This window comes from Herbaspirillum huttiense, from assembly GCF_004367745.1.
Taxonomy (GTDB): domain Bacteria; phylum Pseudomonadota; class Gammaproteobacteria; order Burkholderiales; family Burkholderiaceae_D; genus Herbaspirillum; species Herbaspirillum huttiense.
The window spans coordinates 2,524,295-2,542,746 of record NZ_CP037993.1 but is presented as its reverse complement, the minus strand read 5'-3'; the positions used below and the strand labels follow the sequence as shown (position 1 = coordinate 2,542,746).

Annotated in this window: 14 protein-coding genes; 3 read left to right on the top strand and 11 right to left on the bottom strand. The window is 60.1% G+C overall.

Annotated features, from left to right (window positions below):
- Positions 1-90 precede the first annotated feature (90 nt).
- The 5 genes from E2K99_RS11530 to E2K99_RS11510 all read right to left on the bottom strand — a co-directional run bounded on the left by E2K99_RS11530 (position 91) and on the right by E2K99_RS11510 (position 7,717).
- Entirely contained in the window at positions 91-3,438 is a 3,348-nt protein-coding gene (locus E2K99_RS11530; protein WP_134222284.1) for a VPA1262 family protein, read from the bottom strand.
- A gap of 249 nt (positions 3,439-3,687) precedes the next feature.
- Positions 3,688-5,280, bottom strand: a complete 1,593-nt coding sequence (gene guaA / locus E2K99_RS11525) for a glutamine-hydrolyzing GMP synthase (RefSeq protein WP_134222283.1) — start codon at positions 5,278-5,280, stop codon at positions 3,688-3,690.
- 105 nt (positions 5,281-5,385) lie between these two features.
- Positions 5,386-6,855 (bottom strand): IMP dehydrogenase, encoded by a 1,470-nt coding sequence (guaB, locus tag E2K99_RS11520; RefSeq protein WP_121040026.1) that lies wholly within the window; start codon positions 6,853-6,855, stop codon positions 5,386-5,388.
- A 132-nt stretch (positions 6,856-6,987) separates the two neighbouring features.
- Positions 6,988-7,293, bottom strand: a complete 306-nt coding sequence (locus tag E2K99_RS11515) for an RnfH family protein (protein ID WP_134222282.1) — start codon at positions 7,291-7,293, stop codon at positions 6,988-6,990.
- Positions 7,286-7,717, bottom strand: a complete 432-nt coding sequence (locus E2K99_RS11510; RefSeq protein WP_034336959.1) for a type II toxin-antitoxin system RatA family toxin — start codon at positions 7,715-7,717, stop codon at positions 7,286-7,288. The genes E2K99_RS11515 and E2K99_RS11510 overlap by 8 nt, the downstream gene beginning before the upstream one ends.
- 67 nt (positions 7,718-7,784) lie before the next feature.
- Here E2K99_RS11510 and smpB point away from each other — a divergent pair, with 67 nt between their 5' ends.
- Positions 7,785-8,234, top strand: a complete 450-nt coding sequence (gene smpB, locus E2K99_RS11505) for an SsrA-binding protein SmpB (RefSeq protein ID WP_088753876.1) — start codon at positions 7,785-7,787, stop codon at positions 8,232-8,234.
- Between the two features lie 73 nt (positions 8,235-8,307).
- Here smpB and E2K99_RS11500 read toward each other — a convergent pair whose 3' ends face one another.
- Both E2K99_RS11500 and E2K99_RS11495 read right to left on the bottom strand, forming a co-directional pair.
- Positions 8,308-9,888, bottom strand: coding sequence for a tetratricopeptide repeat-containing glycosyltransferase family protein (locus tag E2K99_RS11500; RefSeq protein WP_134222281.1), 1,581 nt, complete (start codon positions 9,886-9,888; stop codon positions 8,308-8,310).
- A gap of 46 nt (positions 9,889-9,934) precedes the next feature.
- The gene (locus E2K99_RS11495) at positions 9,935-10,672 is read right to left on the bottom strand and encodes a hypothetical protein (RefSeq protein WP_134222280.1); all 738 of its coding nucleotides are present in this window, start codon (positions 10,670-10,672) and stop codon (positions 9,935-9,937) included.
- Between the two features lie 371 nt (positions 10,673-11,043).
- Here E2K99_RS11495 and E2K99_RS11490 point away from each other — a divergent pair, with 371 nt between their 5' ends.
- The gene (locus E2K99_RS11490; RefSeq protein WP_039788247.1) at positions 11,044-11,733 is read left to right on the top strand and encodes a response regulator transcription factor; all 690 of its coding nucleotides are present in this window, start codon (positions 11,044-11,046) and stop codon (positions 11,731-11,733) included.
- A gap of 1 nt (position 11,734) precedes the next feature.
- Positions 11,735-13,159, top strand: a complete 1,425-nt coding sequence (locus tag E2K99_RS11485; protein WP_134222279.1) for an ATP-binding protein — start codon at positions 11,735-11,737, stop codon at positions 13,157-13,159.
- Positions 13,160-13,266: 107 nt separating this feature from the next.
- On the opposite strand, the gene E2K99_RS11480 is transcribed toward E2K99_RS11485, so the two are convergent.
- The 4 genes from E2K99_RS11480 to ppsA form a co-directional block, all read right to left on the bottom strand.
- Positions 13,267-14,487 (bottom strand): serine hydrolase domain-containing protein, encoded by a 1,221-nt coding sequence (locus E2K99_RS11480; protein ID WP_240733891.1) that lies wholly within the window; start codon positions 14,485-14,487, stop codon positions 13,267-13,269.
- Between the two features lie 69 nt (positions 14,488-14,556).
- Complete coding sequence (locus E2K99_RS11475) at positions 14,557-15,468, bottom strand: SPFH domain-containing protein (protein ID WP_134222277.1); 912 nt, start codon at positions 15,466-15,468, stop codon at positions 14,557-14,559.
- Positions 15,469-15,511: 43 nt separating this feature from the next.
- Positions 15,512-15,946, bottom strand: coding sequence for an NfeD family protein (locus E2K99_RS11470; protein WP_134222276.1), 435 nt, complete (start codon positions 15,944-15,946; stop codon positions 15,512-15,514).
- A gap of 151 nt (positions 15,947-16,097) precedes the next feature.
- Entirely contained in the window at positions 16,098-18,452 is a 2,355-nt protein-coding gene (ppsA, locus tag E2K99_RS11465) for a phosphoenolpyruvate synthase (protein WP_240733890.1), read from the bottom strand.

The window sequence follows — 18,452 nt, the reverse complement described above, 5'->3', positions numbered from 1 at the left end:
TCATGATCTTTAATCATTAAAAATCAATAGGTTACGATCTTGTGATGCATTGATTCCATGAAAAATACCGTACTTTTGCATCTGTTCAGATTATTGGAGACCGTCTTTCTGCCCATCGGATGTGCCCAAGAGTTCATCCACTTGATCTAGAAACGCAGCGAGCTCGCCCAGCTTTCCAGCCACATCAAATCGCCATTCAATCATCGGCCTGACCATGGCCAGCGCTCGTGCATTTAAAGACAGTTCCTCTAACTTGTGATCAGTAGAGCAACGTTGGCGGAGATAGAATTCACCCCATCTGAAGAAGGCCAATAACCATAGTGAGACTGTGAGAGCGCGATCCCATCGAGTCCAGTTCGAGGTACTTGCAAGAGGTTGTTGCAAAACCCGCTGCTGCCGTCTAAGGATGTCCTGCATTGCTTTCAATATGACTTGCTGTCGTGTGGGGCTACTGTAGGCAAAGAGGAACGCGGAGATGTTCGTTGTCTGCCCCTCACGTGCTCGGTCAAACAATAGCGGTTGATCAATCAGTTTCGGTTCCAGCATATCAGCCAGCTCCTGACTCCATATGATGGAGGCATCATCGTAGTGGGCGCGACTATTTTGCAACAAGGGAAAGATCACATCTCGGAACAACCAAGGCTCAACCCAAGCCAGTTGCTGCATATGCCCGCGCATTGAGTTGACCAAACGCGCTAGTTCTTCGGCTGGGATGTCTGGAGGCAACGTTTCGTGGAGTGCCGCAATTAGACCTTTGTACAGATCGCTCTTCTGCGGATTCATTGCCATATGATGAGCCATCCAGCCCAGAGCACGGACCCGCTCGGGGTAGTCAAAGGTAGCTACCAACTGCAACACGGCATTGAGGCCTCCCGGCTTTTCCAGTTGGGTCTCAATCGCACATAATCCCATCCATTGCAGCAGGCCACTGCTGCTTCGAACGAGCCGGTCCCGCTGTCTCGCATTGGCGCCGAACTGCACCGTCAACGCAATCTCGCTCACGACTTGACTCACTAGGGATAGCCGCACCGTATCCGATCCCTGAGGTTCCGTGGCTACGCTAGCCATCTGCGCTTCAACAATCAACAGTAGAGCGTCTGGGGCATACCACCACAAAAACTTAATTGTGTAGTACTCCGTCCAAGTCAAGACTGTGTATTTTATCGGATGGAATAAATGATGCGGGTGATAAGAGCTTTGTAACAACGTTTCGACCGGCATCTGGAAGAACCGGGCCTCTATCACCATCACTTCCTTCCCGAACTCGTTATGAGTACGGTTGAACGATGCCTCAAGAAAACGCGCCAAAAATTCCAGAAAACCACGTTCTGGTTCTGGTTCGAGCTCGCATAAGCGGTATTCCTCTATGTGTGAATGAGCGAGCACGTCACCGATTACTTCCCAGGTAGCCATAAAGTCCGTGAAGTTACCCGATTTCTGACGCAGACAATTGTGCAGGCCCGTCGTGTCTGAAAGAGCGAGTGACTCATCAGTAAGTAGGCCTAATACCGCCATTCGCTCCTTCAACGGATCACCGCTCAAGCCTTGCAAGGACTCCTCACCGATCCACTGGCTCAGAACGTCGCCTGCCTGGTGATTGTCAAGGTAGTGTGGTGGCTCGTAGTTTTGCCCTGCCGTTGGCGATTCCATAGAGTCAAAGAGAATCTGTATAGAAGGATCTTCTGTTTCGTCTCTGATCTGCGTAGCCCCTGCCTCTTGCATGAGGTCGGACATATATTGTTCAACATTGAGCAAAATGTCCGCAGGGATCGGAGTGATCAGCAATGGGTAGTTCTCAGCAGCTTTCTGAAAAGAGTTAGACAGATTGAACCCTGCGACTGGCAGACCATCACTCCCTACAATCAAGATGTAACGGTCATGCAGCTTACCTTCCTTCAATCCGTAGATGCGAAGCTTCAGACGTCTGAGCAGTTGCCGATTGTTCTCGCAGCTTTTCAGCAAGTTTTTAATTCCGTTCAGGCCAGGCTCTTCAAGAGTGCTCGACTCAGGCTCTATTTCTTTGGTTCGTTTCTTTGGTAATGATCTGAAAACAATGTGGGTTGCATTCTGTGCTGCACAGATTAAAAGCAGACCTAATCCTGCATCCTCGAAGTAAGGATCGAAGATGACAATCTGGTGTTGTTGGTACTTGGCCAGAAGAGTCTTGAACCATTCAATAAATTTCAGTCGACTCTCGGGATCTTCCTTACCCCAGCGCAAGAGAAACTGCCCCTCCGACTTTGGTGGATGAAGTCGCGTGAAAAGGGATACGAGGTCTCGATTGACCGGCACCCAAGGGTCCGCCTTACGCCCGCCAATGCTATTGCCGAATCTATGATCGCCGCGATTAATGGTCACGGCAGCCTTCGCCCGCGCCGATTCTGAGGGGCGAACAGTCTTTTCTAGCCAATCAAACTTGACCTGACCGCCGCCGTGGCTCACAACGTGCCCCTGAAAATTTAATTCCCGGATATATTCGACCCGCCAGCGGCAGCACAACAAGCTTGTGGTGGGGCAATCGCCGTGGAATCCAAATATTTCCAGTTCGGTGCTATCGGTTCTCTCGCGCAGTTGATCACCTAATTCAAACTTGCACACGAACTCGCCAGCTTCTTCCCTAATAGCAACAGCCAAGCCTGAATAGACGATTTGACCATCATTGCTAATGCTCAGGCGAAATTGGAAACCATCAAAATGCGGCAGCTGTAGCGGATTGAACCGTGCAACCAAAGTACGCGGAGAATCCACCCAACTCACACTCAGCAAGCTCTGCTCGTGATCATTAAGCGTGGGAAAGACCAGCATTTCAAGGTCGCCAAACCTCGTAATATCAGAACCACTGAAATCTAATCCAGTTTCCGCATTGAGATACTTGACCACCATAGCCGTCAAGGCTGGATCATAGACATCACCCAGACTAAATAATGCCTTCTTGTTGGCCTGGGCAATTGAGGCACTAAATGCGCCAGCTGCGCCATGCGGACTAGAGATCGATACCCGATCATATGCGTCGCGGTTTAGCAGGTAGGCAACTGGTCGGTAGATTTGATTACCAATCCCTAGCGACGTAGCTCCAAACTGCTTTTCAAATCCATCTGGCAGCGTCAATTTCAACACTTCGCTGACTTCGGATACTGACTTACCCTCACAAAAAAGCCGCAAAAGCTCCGTACAACAGCCACTTCTGATATATAGATTAATTCTAGTGACTTTCGCCTTTGCTTGACCAATGCTCTGGAAATCGTCGTTATTGCTGTAGGACCAGCTATTACTGGAATGGCTGTAAGGAAGAAGACGACCGTAAACCACACGATTCTCTGTTGATTGACCGGATTTAATCTGCAATATCCACAATTGCAGTGCGCAATGGCCGGCATCAATTGAGAAAAGCCGAGTCAGTCGATTGTCATTTAGTAAGTCTTCAAGTGAGGGTGCCATGGACTCCTTAAATTCGCTTTCTTTGAATTTTCAAAATACCAACCAATTTTAAAAGTTCGAGCAAGTTATATAACCACTACACCAGCGATAGCCCTAATACCATGAAGCGCCAAATTTTGAGCTTATGGTATTGGCACTCGCTTGGCGCGTGACCGAATAAAGCGCCATGAAAAATGCCATTGATGACGTTAAAATAGTCATCAATGGCATTTATCAAAACCAATTAAATCAATCGGTTAGAAACCAGCCCTACTCCCACTCAATGGTCGCCGGCGGCTTCCCCGAAATGTCATACACCACCCGGTTCAAGCCACGCACCTCGTTGATGATGCGATTGGACACGCGTCCCAACAGTTCATGCGGCAGGTGCGCCCAGTGCGCCGTCATGAAGTCCTGCGTCTGCACCGCACGCAAGGCCACCACGTATTCGTAGGTACGGCCATCACCCATGACGCCCACCGACTTCACCGGCAGGAACACGGCAAACGCTTGACTGGTCTTCTCGTACCAGCTTTGACCATCGTCATCCTTCGTATTGCGCAGTTCTTCGATGAAGATCGCATCAGCACGGCGCAGCAGGTCCGCGTACTCTTTCTTCACTTCACCCAGGATACGCACACCCAAGCCAGGACCCGGGAACGGATGGCGATACACCATCTCCGGCGGCAGGCCCAGCGCCACGCCCAGTTCGCGCACTTCGTCCTTGAACAGTTCGCGCAGCGGCTCCAGCAGCTTCAGGTTCAGCGTTTCCGGCAGGCCGCCGACGTTGTGGTGGCTCTTGATGGTGTGGGCGGTCTTCTTGCCCTTGCCGGCGCTTTCAATCACGTCCGGATAAATCGTGCCCTGGGCCAGCCACTTGGCGCTGGTCAGCTTGGCCGATTCGGCCTGGAACACTTCCACGAATTCGCGGCCGATGATCTTGCGCTTGGCTTCCGGATCGGTCACGCCCGCCAGATGGCCCATGAACTGTGCAGTGGCGTCAACATGGATCACCTTCACACCCAGGTTCTTGGCAAACATTTCCATGACCATCTTGCCTTCGTCCAGGCGCAGCAGGCCGTGGTCGACGAACACACAGGTCAGCTGGTCACCGATGGCGCGATGGATCAGCGCTGCCGCCACGCTGCTGTCGACACCGCCCGACAGGCCCAGGATGACTTCATCGCTGCCCACTTGCTGGCGGATCATCTCGACGGCTTCGGCGATGTAGTCCGGCATGTTCCAGTCCGACTGGCAGCCGCAGATCTCGTGCACGAAGCGGCCCAGCATGGCCTTGCCCTGCACCGTATGAGTCACTTCCGGGTGGAACTGCACACCGTAGAAACGACGCTCTTCGTCGGCCATGCCGGCGATCGGGCAGTTGCCCGTGGAGGCCATGAGCTTGAAGCCGGCGGGCAATTCGTTGACCTTGTCACCGTGGCTCATCCACACCTTCAGCATGCCGTGGCCTTGCGCATTGGTGAAGTCGCTGATGTTGTCCAGCAGCTTGGTGTGGCCGTGCGCGCGCACTTCAGCGTAACCGAATTCACGCAGGTGGCCGTTTTCGACCTTGCCGCCCAGTTGTTCGGCCATGGTCTGCATGCCGTAGCAGATGCCCAGCACCGGCACGCCCAGTTCGAAGACCGCTTGCGGGGCACGCGGCGTGTCGCCTTCGGTGACGCTGTTGGGGCCGCCGGAGAGGATGACGCCGGCCGCGCCGTAGTTGCGCACGAACTCGTCGGTCACGTCATGCGGGAATACCTCGGAAAACACACCGGCTTCGCGCACGCGGCGAGCGATGAGCTGGGTCACCTGGGAACCGAAGTCGAGGATCAGGATTTTCGAATGCGAATGCGTGGACATGGGCAGTGAGGTCTGGCTACGTTAAAAATGGACTTCTGAAAAGATCAACAGCCCGACAGCCTGGCACAAGGCCGGTGGACTGTCGGGCTGTGGCCGCATCGAAAATTACTCGGCGCGGTAGTTCGGGGCTTCCTTGGTGATCTGCACGTCATGGACATGCGATTCACGCATGCCGGCCGCGGTGATCTCGACAAACTCGGCGCGCTCGCGGAAATCGTCGATGGAGGCGCAACCGCAGTAACCCATGGAGGAGCGCACGCCGCCCACCAGCTGATACAGGATCGCAACCACGGAGCCCTTGTAGGCAACGCGGCCCTCGATGCCTTCCGGCACGAACTTGTCTGCGGTGTTGTCGCCGTCCTGGAAGTAGCGGTCGGCCGAACCGTCAGCCATCGCACCCAGCGAACCCATGCCGCGATACGACTTGTAGCTGCGGCCTTGATACAGGATCACTTCGCCCGGGGCTTCTTCGGTACCGGCGAACATGCTGCCCATCATCACGGCCGAAGCGCCGGCGGCCAGCGCCTTGGCGACGTCGCCCGAGAAACGAATACCGCCGTCGGCGATCACCGGGACGCCAGTACCCTTGAGGGCTTCAGCGACGTTGGCGATGGCCGAGATCTGCGGCACGCCGACACCGGCGACGATACGGGTGGTGCAGATGGAGCCAGGGCCGATACCGACCTTGACCGCATCCGCGCCATGCTCCACCAGAGCCTTGGCGGCAGCGGCGGTAGCGATGTTGCCGCCGATGACTTCCACGTGCGGGTAGCGGGTCTTGACCCACTTGACGCGGTTGAGCACGCCAGCGGAGTGGCCGTGGGCGGTGTCGACCACGATCACGTCCACGCCAGCGGCGACCAGCAGCTCGATGCGCTCGTCATTGTCCGGGCCGACGCCGACGGCGGCACCCACGCGCAGCTTGCCGTGTTCGTCCTTGCAGGCGAAGGGGTGTTCGGTGGATTTTTCGATGTCCTTGACGGTGATCAGGCCCCGCAGTTCGAAGGCATCGTTGACGACCATCACGCGCTCCAGGCGGTGCTTGTTCATCAGGCGCTTGGCTTCTTCGGGATCGGCGCTGGAACCGTTTTCCTTGACGTAGACCAGCTTGTCGCGCGGGGTCATCTTGGCGCGGACTTCTGCGTCCAGTTCTTCTTCGAAACGCAGGTCGCGGTTGGTGATGATGCCGACCAGCGCCTTGCCTTCCACCACCGGGAAGCCGGAAATGCCATGCTGCTTGGACAGCGCGATGACGTCACGGATCTTCATGGTGGGGGGGATGGTGATAGGGTCGCGGACCACGCCGGACTCGAAACGCTTGACCTTGGAAACCTCGCGCGCCTGTTCCTTGGGCGTCAGGTTCTTGTGGATGATGCCGATGCCACCCTCTTGCGCCATGGCAATGGCCAGGCGGGCTTCAGTCACGGTATCCATTGCCGCGGAGACCAGCGGAATGTTCAGCGAGATGTTGCGCGTCAGGCGCGTGGTCAGGGAAGTGTCTTTGGGGAGGATGTCCGAGAAGGCCGGAACGAGCAGCACATCATCGAACGTGAGTGCTTTTTGGAGAAGACGCATAGTGTTTCCTATAGGCGCAAAAGCGAATTATACAGAAAAGCTGAACGCGCGTCTTGCTCTACTTGCGTTTCTCCCTCCGGGCGTCGTAAAAATGCCGGAAGGCTGGGATGCGGGGCCGGGCAGCAGCGCCGCTCAAGGGCGGTCCGCTTGCTCCCGGTGCGCGGCACGGCGGCGGCGCGACTGCTTGGGGTCCGCAATCAGCGGCCGGTAGATCTCGATGCGGTCGCGTGTGCGCAGCACCGTGTCGAGCGTCTTGATCTTGCCGAAGATGCCGACCTTGCACACCGACAGGTCGATGGCCGGCTGCTCGCGCAGCAGGCCGCTGTCCAGAATAGCCTGCTGGATGGTACTGCCGCGGGCTACCTGCAGGTCCTGCAAGATCTGCAGGCCGGGCGCGGCGTAGCAGAGCTGCACTTGCAAAAAGGCCTCTTCAGCCATATATCTGTTCGGCGCGTTTGCAGAAGGAATCGACGAAGCTGTTGGCGATCATGCTGAAGACCGGCCCGATCACCCCTTCCAGGATGCGGCTGGAAAATTCATATTCCATGTCGAATTCGATCTTGCAGGCATCCTCGCGCAGCGGCTTGAAGGTCCAGCGGCCTTCGAAATGCTTGAACGGGCCTTCCACCAGGCGCATGGTCATGCTGGTCGGGCGCACGTTGGTGTTCTGGGTACTGAAGGATTGCTTGAGGCCGTGATAATTGATCTTGATCTTGGCCGTGAGGCTGTCATCACTACGCTCGGAAACCTCGACACCGCCACACCAGGGCAGGAATTCAGGGTAATCCTCAACCTTGTCGACCAGGTTGAACATCTGCTCCGCGCTATAGTTGATCAGGACGGTTTTGTGTACGACTGCCATCGAGGGTGATCCGTTTGATAAAATCGCAAAGGCACAATTTTAACCGACGAGACGAATTTTTATTTAGATGAGCATTATTGATAACAAAAAGGCCTTTTTCGATTACTTCATCGAAGAGCGATTCGAAGCAGGCCTCGTCTTGCAAGGTTGGGAAGTCAAATCGATCCGCGCCGGCCGCGTGCAACTCAAGGAAGCCTACGTGATCGTGCGCAATGGCGAGGTTTACCTGTTCGGCTGCCACATCAGTGCGCTGACCAGCACCTCCACGCACGTGCATCCGGAGACCACCCGCACCCGCAAGCTGCTCCTGAATGCCGCCGAGATCAGCAAGCTGATCGGCAAGGTGGAACGCTCCGGCTACACGCTGGTGCCGCTGAACCTGCACTACAGCAAAGGCCGCGTCAAATGCGACATCGGCCTGGCCAAGGGCAAGAAGCAGCACGACAAGCGCGAGACCGAAAAGCAGCGCGACACCCAGCGCGAAATCCAGACGGCGATGAAGCAGCATCGCCGCTGATCCCTTCCTGCCTCTCCCTGACTGCGACCACGGCTGCCTTGTGCAGCCGTTTTCATGTCCGCTTGCAACGCGCTCAGCTCCACGCGGCAAAGCGTTCTCGGCAAGCGGCCACGATCTCTTCGACCACACTGTCCCACTGCCCCCGCTGCTGCTGGCGGAACAGCCTCACCGAGGGATACCAGGCAGTCTGCTCGCCCTGCACACCCCAGCGCCACTCGCCTTCCAGCCGCTGCGGCAGGAAGCACGGCAAGCCTAACGCGCCGGCCAGGTGCACCACGGCGGTATCGACGCTGATGACCAGGTCCAGCGCGCAGGCCAGCGCTGCCGAATCGGCCCAGTCCGCCAGCGGGAAGGTGCGGAGCCGGCCAGACAGCTCCTGATGCATGTGCTGATCGGCCAGCGGGATCTCGACTTGCAGGCTGACCACCTGCACAGGCAGTTCAAACAAGGGCAGCCACTCCGCCAGCGGCACATCGCGGCTGGGGTGCGGCGTGGCGTACTGGCGACCGGCCCAGGCCAGGCCGATGCGCGGACGGCGCGGTGAAGTCGCCGCTGTCTCGGCGAGACGCTGCTGCCATTGCTGAAGGCGGATCGGATCCACCTTCAGGTAGGGCGCAGACGGAGCCTGGCTCGGATGCGGCAGATCCAGCAAATACGGAAGACTGAGCAAGGAAGCCTGACAATCATGCGGACCAACTTCACTGACATGCGCCACGCAGCGAACCTGCGCAAAGGACGGCGCGAGCACTGCCAGCAAGCCCGCCGGGGCACACAGGGTGACCTGTGCCGCCTGCGCTGCCACCAGCGGGAGATAGCGAGCAAATTGCAGACAATCGCCCTGCCCTTGTTCAGACCACAGCAGGATGTGTTTGCCACTGAGCGACTCGCCGTGCTGCCAGCACGGACTGGGCGTGGTGATGGCGCGCCGGGCCAATTCCGGAATCCGGAAGCGCGCTTCATGTTCGCGCCAACCTTCGGCGAAGTCCCCGCGCGTGAGCAACATATGCGCACGCCCCACCTGGGCTTGCGGAAAGTCGGCATGCCAGCGTAAGGCTTCTTCATATCCGGCTTGAGCCGCCTCGATCCGGCCCATGCGACGCAGGATGTCGGCCCGATTGAAGGCGATCAGGGCGCGCGCCTCATCCTCGGCCGCGTCGTCGGGATAGCAGCGCAAGGCTTCTTCATGGCGATTCAGCCGCAGCAGGATATCGGCATGCAGGGCCTGGTCCTCCAGCGCGGGTAGCGGGAGGGCAGGTTCGATGGCGGACAAGGCCGCATGGGGTCGGTCCAGCTGGTGGTACAAGCGCGCCAGCAACACCCGCTGATCGACAGGCCTTGCGCCCTCCTGCAGCAGCCGCGCTTGGAGCGCATCGACCCATTGCAGCAAGACGGCACGATGCGCCACACGGGCTTCGTCGTAATCGGGCAGCAGATCGAGGCAGGCTTGGTAGGCAGCGGCCGCAGCAGGAAGATCGCCGGTTTCCTGCAACAGGCTGGCACGCTGCATGAGCACGGGCAGGAAGCCGGCATCGAGTCGCAGGGCCTGATCGAGAGCGGCCAGGGCGGCGGCAGGCTGGCCTGCACCGCGCAGGGCGATGGCCTCGCACATCAGGCCCATGATGCCAGCCAGGGTGGCGGGGTCGGGAGCATTCATGGCCGGCAGCTTAGCATGGCTGCCGGCCCGGGCACGGCCCTTCCCGTCACGCGGTGGTGTCGATCAGGTTGCCGGTGGTCTTTCCTGCGGCCAGCTTGCTCTGCAGGCTTTGCAGGAAGCTCGAGAGCGAGGTCGTGGATGACGACGCGCCCAAGGAACTGAGGAGGTTGCTGAATGCACTTTCCAGCGAGGAAACGGTGCCGTCTCCTGAGCCTGCATCAGTGCCGCTGCTGCTGCCGGAGAGGCTGGAAATGAGGCTCTGGAGATCAGCCTCCAGCCCTCCTCCCGGTGGCGGCGGACGGCCGCCCGGCGTGTAGGCGCGTGCGGTGGTGTCGGTACTGGTCGAACTGGTGCTGCTGCTCGTGCTGCTGGTATCGCTGGTGGCCGATACGCTGCTGGTGCTGCTGTCCGAGGAAGACGTGGAGCCGGCCGCGGGCGGTCCCGGCGGCGGATTGTTCTGACCCTTCAGAGCCGCCATCAATTCCTGCAGGAAGGCATCGAGCTTGGAATCGACGTTGGCCGACGAGATGCTGCTGCTGGAGGAAGTGGTGGTCGCCGACGTGACCGAAGTGGCGCTGGTGGCCGAGCTGTCGAGATCGACGCCCAGCGCGGACAGGATATCCTTGAGCGCCCCGATGAGGCCCCCGCCCTTGTCACCACGCGGCGGCGGCGGTGGCGGCGCATCCATGCGCGGCGTGGCGCTGGTAGAAAAACCGCTGGTTCCGGACAACGCCGACAGATCGGCAAGACTGAAATTGCTGGACGACACGCTGCTGATGGCCATGACGGACTCCTTTTATTGTGCGCGATGCCCCATGCATCGCTCCCTTGTACATGCCAAAAGTATCGGTCATCAAGACGTGTTAAGTTGATGCCTGCCGCGTAAAGCCGAGTAAAGTCTTGTTAAGCGAGCTCGTCCGCCCTCCGCGCCCCAGCCAGGCCCGGTGCGGGTTGCCGTCAGGCACTGATGAATGGAAAGCAAGAAAAATGCGAGTTCTCGTACTTTGGCAGGCAGCGGCCGGCCGCGGTAAATGAATGTAAAGATGCAATTGTAAAGAAGGCCTGAAACACTTCTGCAAAACCTTTTACGGCATATTACGGGCTGCCGACGCCCTGCGGCCTGAAGGCAGGGCAATTCGAGAATGGAATGCAGCAATGTCTAAAGTGCTTTTGATCGACGATGACGTGGAGCTCGTCGAGATGCTCAAGGAATACCTTGAGCAGGAAAAATTTGAAGTCAACGTCGCCCATGACGGTGAAGCCGGTGCTGCCGAGGCGCTCACCGGCCAGTACGCCATCGCCGTGCTGGACGTGATGATGCCGCGCCTGAACGGCGTCGACACCCTGCGCCGCATTCGCGCCAAGAGCAACATGCCGGTCGTGATGCTGACCGCCAAGGGCGATGACACCGACCGCATCATCGGTCTGGAACTCGGTGCCGACGACTACGTCCCCAAGCCCTGCACGCCGCGCGAGATCGCTGCCCGCATCCGTGCCATCCTGCGTCGCGCCTCGGCCGAGAGCAGCGAGCAGGCGCCCTATTCGCCGCTGGCCGTGGGGGCCCTGTCGATGTGGCCGGAACAGCGCCGTGCCACCTGGAACGGCCGTCCGCTGGAACTGACCAGCAGCGAATTCAACCTGCTTGAAGTGCTGGCCCGCAATGCCGGCAAGCCGGTCAGCAAGCAGACCCTGTCGGAGCAAGGCCTGGGCCGTCCGCTGGCGCGCTTCGACCGCAACATCGACGTCCACCTCTCCAGCATCCGCCAGAAGATCGCCGCACTGGGCAGCGACAAGAGCTGCATCCAGACCGTCTACCGCCTGGGCTACCAGTTCATCAAGGAATAAAGTGGGCCGGCTTTTCTGGAAGTTCTTCTTCTTCATTGCGATCGCCCAGATCACCGCCACCTTCGGCGTGGGCGTGCTGTTCTGGATCGAGAACCTGGAACGCAGCAACCGCAATTCGGAGATCGACCTCAGTCCACCGGCCTCCTTCATGATCCGCGCGGCCGCCGCCACCCTGCAGTTCGGCGGCCCGGAAGCCTTGCGCAGCCTGATCAACGAGGGGCGCCCGCATCGCCTGCAGCTGTATGCCGTGGATGAAGACAACCAGGACCTGATGGGCCGCGAAGTCTCGCCGCATCTGGTGGAACAGGCGCGCCGCGTGCTGGCCACCGAACGCGATCGCCGGGTGGTGGAACTGGTCAAGGCCGCCAACGGCCACAGCTACCTGATGTTCATTCCCACGCCCAACGACGAGTTCGGCCCGCCCCCGGGCGGCATGCCGGGCCGCGAGCCGCGTTACATGAAGGACAGGGGCGGACCCAAGCCACTGTTCTTCCCGACCATGCCGATTGCCGTGGCGCTGGTGGCCAGTCTGGTGTTTGCGTTGCTGCTGGCCTGGTATTTCTCGCATCCGATCCGGCACCTCAAGAATGCCTTCAACCAGGCCGCCAACGGCAATCTGGACCAGGCGCTGGAACCGGTCATGAGCGCGCGCAACGATGAACTGGCCGACCTGGGACGCGACTTCGACGCCATGACGGCCAAGTTGCGTACCCTGATGGAAAGCCAGCGCCGCCTGCTGCACGATGTCTCGCACGAGCTGCGCTCGCCGATTGCGCGCCTGCAGATGGCCATCGGCCTGGCACGCGTGCAGGACAAGGACAAGCTGGAACTGACTCTGGAACGCATCGAACGCGAAAGCGTGCGCATGGACAAGCTGGTCGGCGAATTGCTGACCCTGTCGCGGCTGGAAGCCAACGTGCCCGGTTCGATGGAAGAAGCCATCGCCATCCAGGCCATGCTGGCCGACATGACCAGTGACGCCAGCTTCGAGGCCGAGGCACTGGGCAAGCGGGTGGAAAGCCGCATCGATTGCCGGGTGCAGGTCAAGGGCAATCCGGAATTGCTTTATCGCGCCATCGAGAACGTGCTGCGCAATGCCATCAAGCACACGGCACCCGAGACGGCCGTGCAATTCGTGGCCGAGATCGACGAGGTCAACAAGCTGCTGCACCTGTCCATCCTGGATCGCGGACCGGGTGTGCCGGAAGAAGAAATGGACAGCATCTTCGAGCTGTTCTTCCGCAGCAGCCGCACCAAGAGCAACAGCGCCGGCCACGGACTGGGGCTCTCGATTGCACGGCGCATCGTGGAAGCGCACCAAGGCTTCATCCGCGCCGCCAATCGCAGCGACGGTGGCTTGCGGGTGGACATCACCCTGCCCTTCATGGCCGATGAGCCGGCACGCGGAGACACTGCCGAGATCTGAGCGCCGCCTCACGGGCGACAGGCACGATATGAACGATATGCACCAAGACCAAGCCCCGTCCGGTTTCACGCCGGGCGGGGCTTTTCAATGGGCGTTTGCTGTATGAATTATTGTGCAGCAGAAGGCACCGTGGCCGGATTGACGATGGCATTCATCAACCCGCGCTGCACCGCCACCTGGAAGGCCTGCAACTCGCTCACGCCCTGCTCCGGCGGATAAGGAATCGGAAGGCGGTTCATCAGCACCGCCCAGGTCCAGCCATCGGCGCGCGATTGCAGGTAGGCGTAGGTGCCAGTGGTGAGTGCGCCGCTGTGGGAGAGGATCTCCACCCCACTGCTGCGCGTCACCACCCAGCCCAGGCCATAGTTGTTCTCGGCCTGGGCGGGATTGCGCTGCTTCATCAGCGCCAGCGTCTGCGGTTGCAGCAAGGCGGGAGCGCCGCGCCCTTGCGCCGCATCGGCAAAGCGCACCAGGTCGGCCGCCGTGGCGATCCAGCCCGCAGTGGCATCCATGGCCTTGAAATGCAGGGCCGAATAGGATTCCGGACCGGTGGCGCCACTGCCATCGCGATCGGCCACAGCGGGCCAGCGTGGATCGTCGTAATAGACGGTCTCGTTGGCCGCACGCTCGATGCGGCGGTCACCCGCGATGGCGGCATCCCCAACCGCAGCAGGCTTGAAGACCAGTGCCTGCACCGCCTCTTCATAGGACATGCCGGACTTCTGCTCCACCAGGCGTCCCAGCACGTTGTAGGCAAAATTGCTGTAGAAGAATTCCGTTCCCGGAGCCGCATCCAGCAGGCGCTGCTTGAGCACGTAGGCGATCACGTCGCGCGCCGAGGCCGGTGCGGCTACCTGGCGCGCCTTGGCGATGTTGACCAGATCGTATTGCGGATCGTAGTCGCTGCCACCCCAGCCGCTGGTGTGCTGCAACAGCTCGCGCAAGGTGATCTTCAGGACGCGCTGGTCCAGAGGCTGGGCAAAGTCCGGATAGGCGGCGTCCGGCAGCAATCCTTCCGGACCGAACACGGGACGATCCAGTACCTGCGGCAATTCCTTCTCGAACAGCTTCAGCACCGCCACCGCCGTGACCGGCTTGGAAACGCTGCCGATCCGAAAACGCGTCAGCGGCGTGACCGGCGTATTCGATTCGGTCACCGCCATGCCATAGCCACGCTGATACACCAGCCTCCCCTGATAGGCGATGGCGATGCTGGCACCGGGCACGGGATATTGACCGAGCAATTGCTTCATCTGCTGGTCGACGCGTTCGGCCACGGCGGTCATGTCGGGGCTTTCCTGCGCCAGCACGGAAACGGAAGCGAGCATCAGCCCTACCGCCATCAGCACAGCCAGCGGTTTGCATGCAAAAACGGACGTAAAACGTGGACGCATGGCTTACTTCTGCTGCTTGACGACTTGCAGGGCCGAGGCGATGAGCCCGCTCATGTCCCCCAGATTGGCCGGCACGATGATGGAGTTATTGGTCTTGGCCAGCTTGCCGAAGGCATCGACATACTGCTCGGCGACCTTCAGGTTGACCGCATCCGAACCACCCGGCTGCTCGATGGCGGCAGCCGTCTTGCGGATCGCTTCGGCGCTGGCTTCGGCGATGGCGAGGATGGCCGCAGCCTGGCCTTCGGCACGGTTGATGGAGGCCTGCTTCTCGCCTTCGGAGCGGGCAATCGCGGCTTCGCGCTCACCAGTGGCGATGTTGATCTGTTCCTGCTTGCGACCCTCGGAGGCAGCGATCAGGGCACGCTTTTCGCGCTCGGCGGTGATCTGGGCCTGCATGGCGTGCAGGATTTCCTTGGGCGGGGTCAGATCCTTGATTTCATAGCGCAGCACCTTCACGCCCCAGTTCTCGGCCGATTCATCGATGGCGCTGACGATGGCGGTGTTGATGTGGTCGCGTTCCTCGAAGGTCTTGTCCAGTTCCATCTTGCCGATCACAGAGCGCAGCGTGGTCTGCGCCAGCTGGGTGATCGCCGCGATGTAGTTGGAGGAGCCGTAGGACGCGCGCATCGGGTCGGTGATCTGAAAGTACAGGATGCCGTCGACCTGCAATTGCGTGTTGTCCTTGGTGATGCAGACCTGAGGCGGCACGTCCAGCGGGATCTCCTTGAGGATGTGCTTGTAGGCCACACGGTCGATGAAGGGCACCACGATGTTCAGGCCAGGGGCCAGCGTGGCGTGGTATTTGCCCAGGCGCTCGACCACCCAGGCATGCTGCTGCGGGACCACCTTGACCGTCTGCACGACGAAGACAATGGCGAGGAAGAAGATGACCAGAGTGACGCTACCCAGCATGAAATTCTCCTGAAAACGAGAGGGGGAAGAAGTGAAGACCCGATCAGCGCGGCGCCACCAGCAAGCGGCTGCCACGGATTTCACGGATGACGAAGCTGCCGGGACTGGCATGATGGCCGGGCAGCAGCTCGACATCCCACTGCGCACCGCGATAAGGCACGCGCGCCATAAACTGGTTGCCGTGCAGCTGCCAGGCCGGGACCTCGACGCTCTGGCCGATATCGAGCAAGAGATTGGGATCATCGTTGGCGCTGCCGCGGCGCAGCCGGCCATACGGGCTGCGCCGCAGGCCGAGCACCGCCGCCACGCCGACCACGGCGGCCACCAGCAACTGCCACTCCAGCATCAAGCCGCACCAGGCGGCGATGGCGCCGGCCACCAGTCCCAGCGCGATCATGAGCAGGTAAAAGGTGCCTGTGAAGAGTTCTGCACCTAACAGCGCGCCGGCCAGCACCAGCCAGAGTGACCAGTCCGTCATCGTCGAATCCCCATGAAGAAAACTGCAAACACCCGCAGTCTACTGCAGCTTGAGAAAATAAAACAAAGGCGCGGACATTTCTGTCCGCGCCTTTCACTTCTTTCGAAGTTGGTCGTGAGTGACGCTTAAAGCTTCACCACTCCTTGCTTCATCACTTCTTGGCCAGCTGCTGCCAGGTGTCGATGACGGTATCGGGATTCAGCGAGATGGACTCGATGCCCTGCTCCATCAGCCATTCGGCGAAGTCCGGATGGTCCGAAGGACCCTGGCCGCAAATACCGACGTACTTGCCCTTTTCGCGGCAGGTAGCGATGACCTTGGTCAGCAAGGCCTGCACGGCCGGATCGCGCTCGTCGAAGTCGGCGGCCAGCAGTTCCATGCCGGAATCGCGGTCCAGGCCCAGGGTCAGCTGGGTCAGGTCGTTGGAACCGATGGAGAAGCCGTCGAAGTGCTCCAGGAACTGTTCGGCCAAAATGGCGTTGGACGGGACTTCGCACATCATGATGACGCGCAGGCCGTTCTCGCCACGCTTCAGGCCATACTTGCCCAGCAGACCAATGACCTTCTCGGCCTGGCCCAGGGTACGCACGAAGGGCACCATCACCTCGACGTTGGTCAGGCCCATGTCTTCACGCACGCGCTTCATGGCCTGGCATTCCATCTGGAAGGCTTCGGCGAAGTCGTGGGCCAGGTAACGCGCGGCGCCACGGAAGCCCAGCATCGGGTTTTCTTCGTCCGGCTCGTAGCGCGAACCGCCGATGAGCTTCTTGTACTCGTTGGACTTGAAGTCCGACAGGCGCACGATCACCGGCTTGGGCCAGAAGGCCGCCGCGATGGTGGCGATGCCTTCAGCCAGCTTGTCGACGTAGAAAGCCTTGGGCGAAGCGTGGCCACGGGCGACCGATTCGACGGCCTTCTTCAGGTCGGCGTCGATGTTCGGGTATTCCAGGATGGCCTTGGGGTGCACGCCGATGTTGTTGTTGATGATGAATTCCAGACGCGCCAGGCCGACACCGCCGTTGGGGATCGACTGGAAGTCGAAGGCCAGCTGCGGGTTGCCCACGTTCATCATCACCTTCAGCGGGATCGGCGGCAGTTCGCCACGGGCCACTTCGGTCACTTCGGTTTCCAGCAGGCCATCATAGATCTTGCCTTCATCGCCTTCGGCGCAGGAGACCGTCACCAGGGTGCCATCCTTCAACACTTCGGTGGCATCGCCGCAGCCGACCACGGCCGGCACGCCCAGTTCACGGGCGATGATGGCGGCGTGGCAGGTACGGCCGCCACGGTTGGTGACGATGGCCGAGGCACGCTTCATGACCGGTTCCCAGTTGGGGTCGGTCATGTCGGCCACCAGCACGTCGCCGGGCTGCACGCGTTCCATTTCAGCCGGATCGCTGATGACGCGCACCGGACCGGCGCCGATCTTCTGGCCGATCGCACGGCCGGTGGCCAGCACGGTGCCCGAGCTCTTGAGCTTGAAGCGCTGTTGCGCATCGGTGGCCTTCTGCTGCGACTTCACCGTTTCCGGACGGGCCTGCAGGATATAGAGCTTGCCGTCGCGGCCGTCCTTGCCCCATTCGATGTCCATCGGACGCTGGTAGTGCTTCTCGATGATGGTGGCGTACTTGGCCAGTTCCACCACTTCCGCGTCGGTCAGGGAATAGCGGTTGCGCAGTTCCACCGGCACATCCACGGTCTTGACCGAGCGGCCGGCCTTGGCTTCGCCGGTGAATTCCATCTTGATCAGCTTGGAACCCAGGTTGCGGCGGATCACCGGCTGCTTGCCCAGTTCCAGCATCGGCTTGTGGACGTAGTATTCGTCCGGGTTGACGGCGCCCTGCACCACGGTTTCACCCAGGCCATAGCTGGAGGTGATGAAGACCACATCCTTGAAGCCGGATTCGGTGTCGATGGTGAACATCACGCCCGCCGCGCCCACGTCCGAACGGACCATGCGCTGCACGCCGGCCGACAGGGCCACTTCGGCGTGCGTGAAGCCCTTGTGGACGCGATAGGAGATCGCGCGGTCGTTGTAGAGCGAGGCGAAGACGTGCTTCATGGCTTCGAGTACGTTGTCGATGCCGACCACATTCAGGAAGGTTTCCTGCTGACCGGCGAAGGACGCGTCAGGCAGGTCTTCTGCGGTGGCGGAGGAACGCACGGCGAAGGACATCTCGGCGGTCGAATCGGCCACCAGCTTGTCGTAGAAGGCACGGATTTCCTGGTCCAGGCGGGGCTGGAACGGGGTCTCGATGATCCATTGACGGATCTCGGCACCGGCTTGCGCCAGCGAACGCACGTCATCGATGTCCAGGCCTTCGAGGCGCTGGGCAATGCGGGCGGCCAGGGTCGGGCCGCCATCGGCGCTGTGCTCCAGGAAATCACGGAAAGCTTGCGCAGTCGTGGCGAAACCGCCCGGCACGCGTACACCCGCGCCGGCCAACTGGGAAATCATTTCTCCCAGCGATGCGTTTTTGCCACCGACGGACTCGACGTCCGTCAT

Coding starts and splice junctions, on each gene's coding strand:
- E2K99_RS11530 (WP_134222284.1), bottom strand. CDS start 3,438: ATGGCACCCTCACTTGAAGACTTACTAAATGACAATCGACTGACTCGG.
- guaA (WP_134222283.1), bottom strand. CDS start 5,280: ATGTCCACGCATTCGCATTCGAAAATCCTGATCCTCGACTTCGGTTCC.
- guaB (WP_121040026.1), bottom strand. CDS start 6,855: ATGCGTCTTCTCCAAAAAGCACTCACGTTCGATGATGTGCTGCTCGTT.
- E2K99_RS11515 (WP_134222282.1), bottom strand. CDS start 7,293: ATGGCTGAAGAGGCCTTTTTGCAAGTGCAGCTCTGCTACGCCGCGCCC.
- E2K99_RS11510 (WP_034336959.1), bottom strand. CDS start 7,717: ATGGCAGTCGTACACAAAACCGTCCTGATCAACTATAGCGCGGAGCAG.
- smpB (WP_088753876.1), top strand. CDS start 7,785: ATGAGCATTATTGATAACAAAAAGGCCTTTTTCGATTACTTCATCGAA.
- E2K99_RS11500 (WP_134222281.1), bottom strand. CDS start 9,888: ATGAATGCTCCCGACCCCGCCACCCTGGCTGGCATCATGGGCCTGATG.
- E2K99_RS11495 (WP_134222280.1), bottom strand. CDS start 10,672: ATGGCCATCAGCAGCGTGTCGTCCAGCAATTTCAGTCTTGCCGATCTG.
- E2K99_RS11490 (WP_039788247.1), top strand. CDS start 11,044: ATGTCTAAAGTGCTTTTGATCGACGATGACGTGGAGCTCGTCGAGATG.
- E2K99_RS11480 (WP_240733891.1), bottom strand. CDS start 14,487: ATGCTCGCTTCCGTTTCCGTGCTGGCGCAGGAAAGCCCCGACATGACC.
- E2K99_RS11475 (WP_134222277.1), bottom strand. CDS start 15,468: ATGCTGGGTAGCGTCACTCTGGTCATCTTCTTCCTCGCCATTGTCTTC.
- E2K99_RS11470 (WP_134222276.1), bottom strand. CDS start 15,946: ATGACGGACTGGTCACTCTGGCTGGTGCTGGCCGGCGCGCTGTTAGGT.
- ppsA (WP_240733890.1), bottom strand. CDS start 18,452: ATGACGGACGTCGAGTCCGTCGGTGGCAAAAACGCATCGCTGGGAGAA.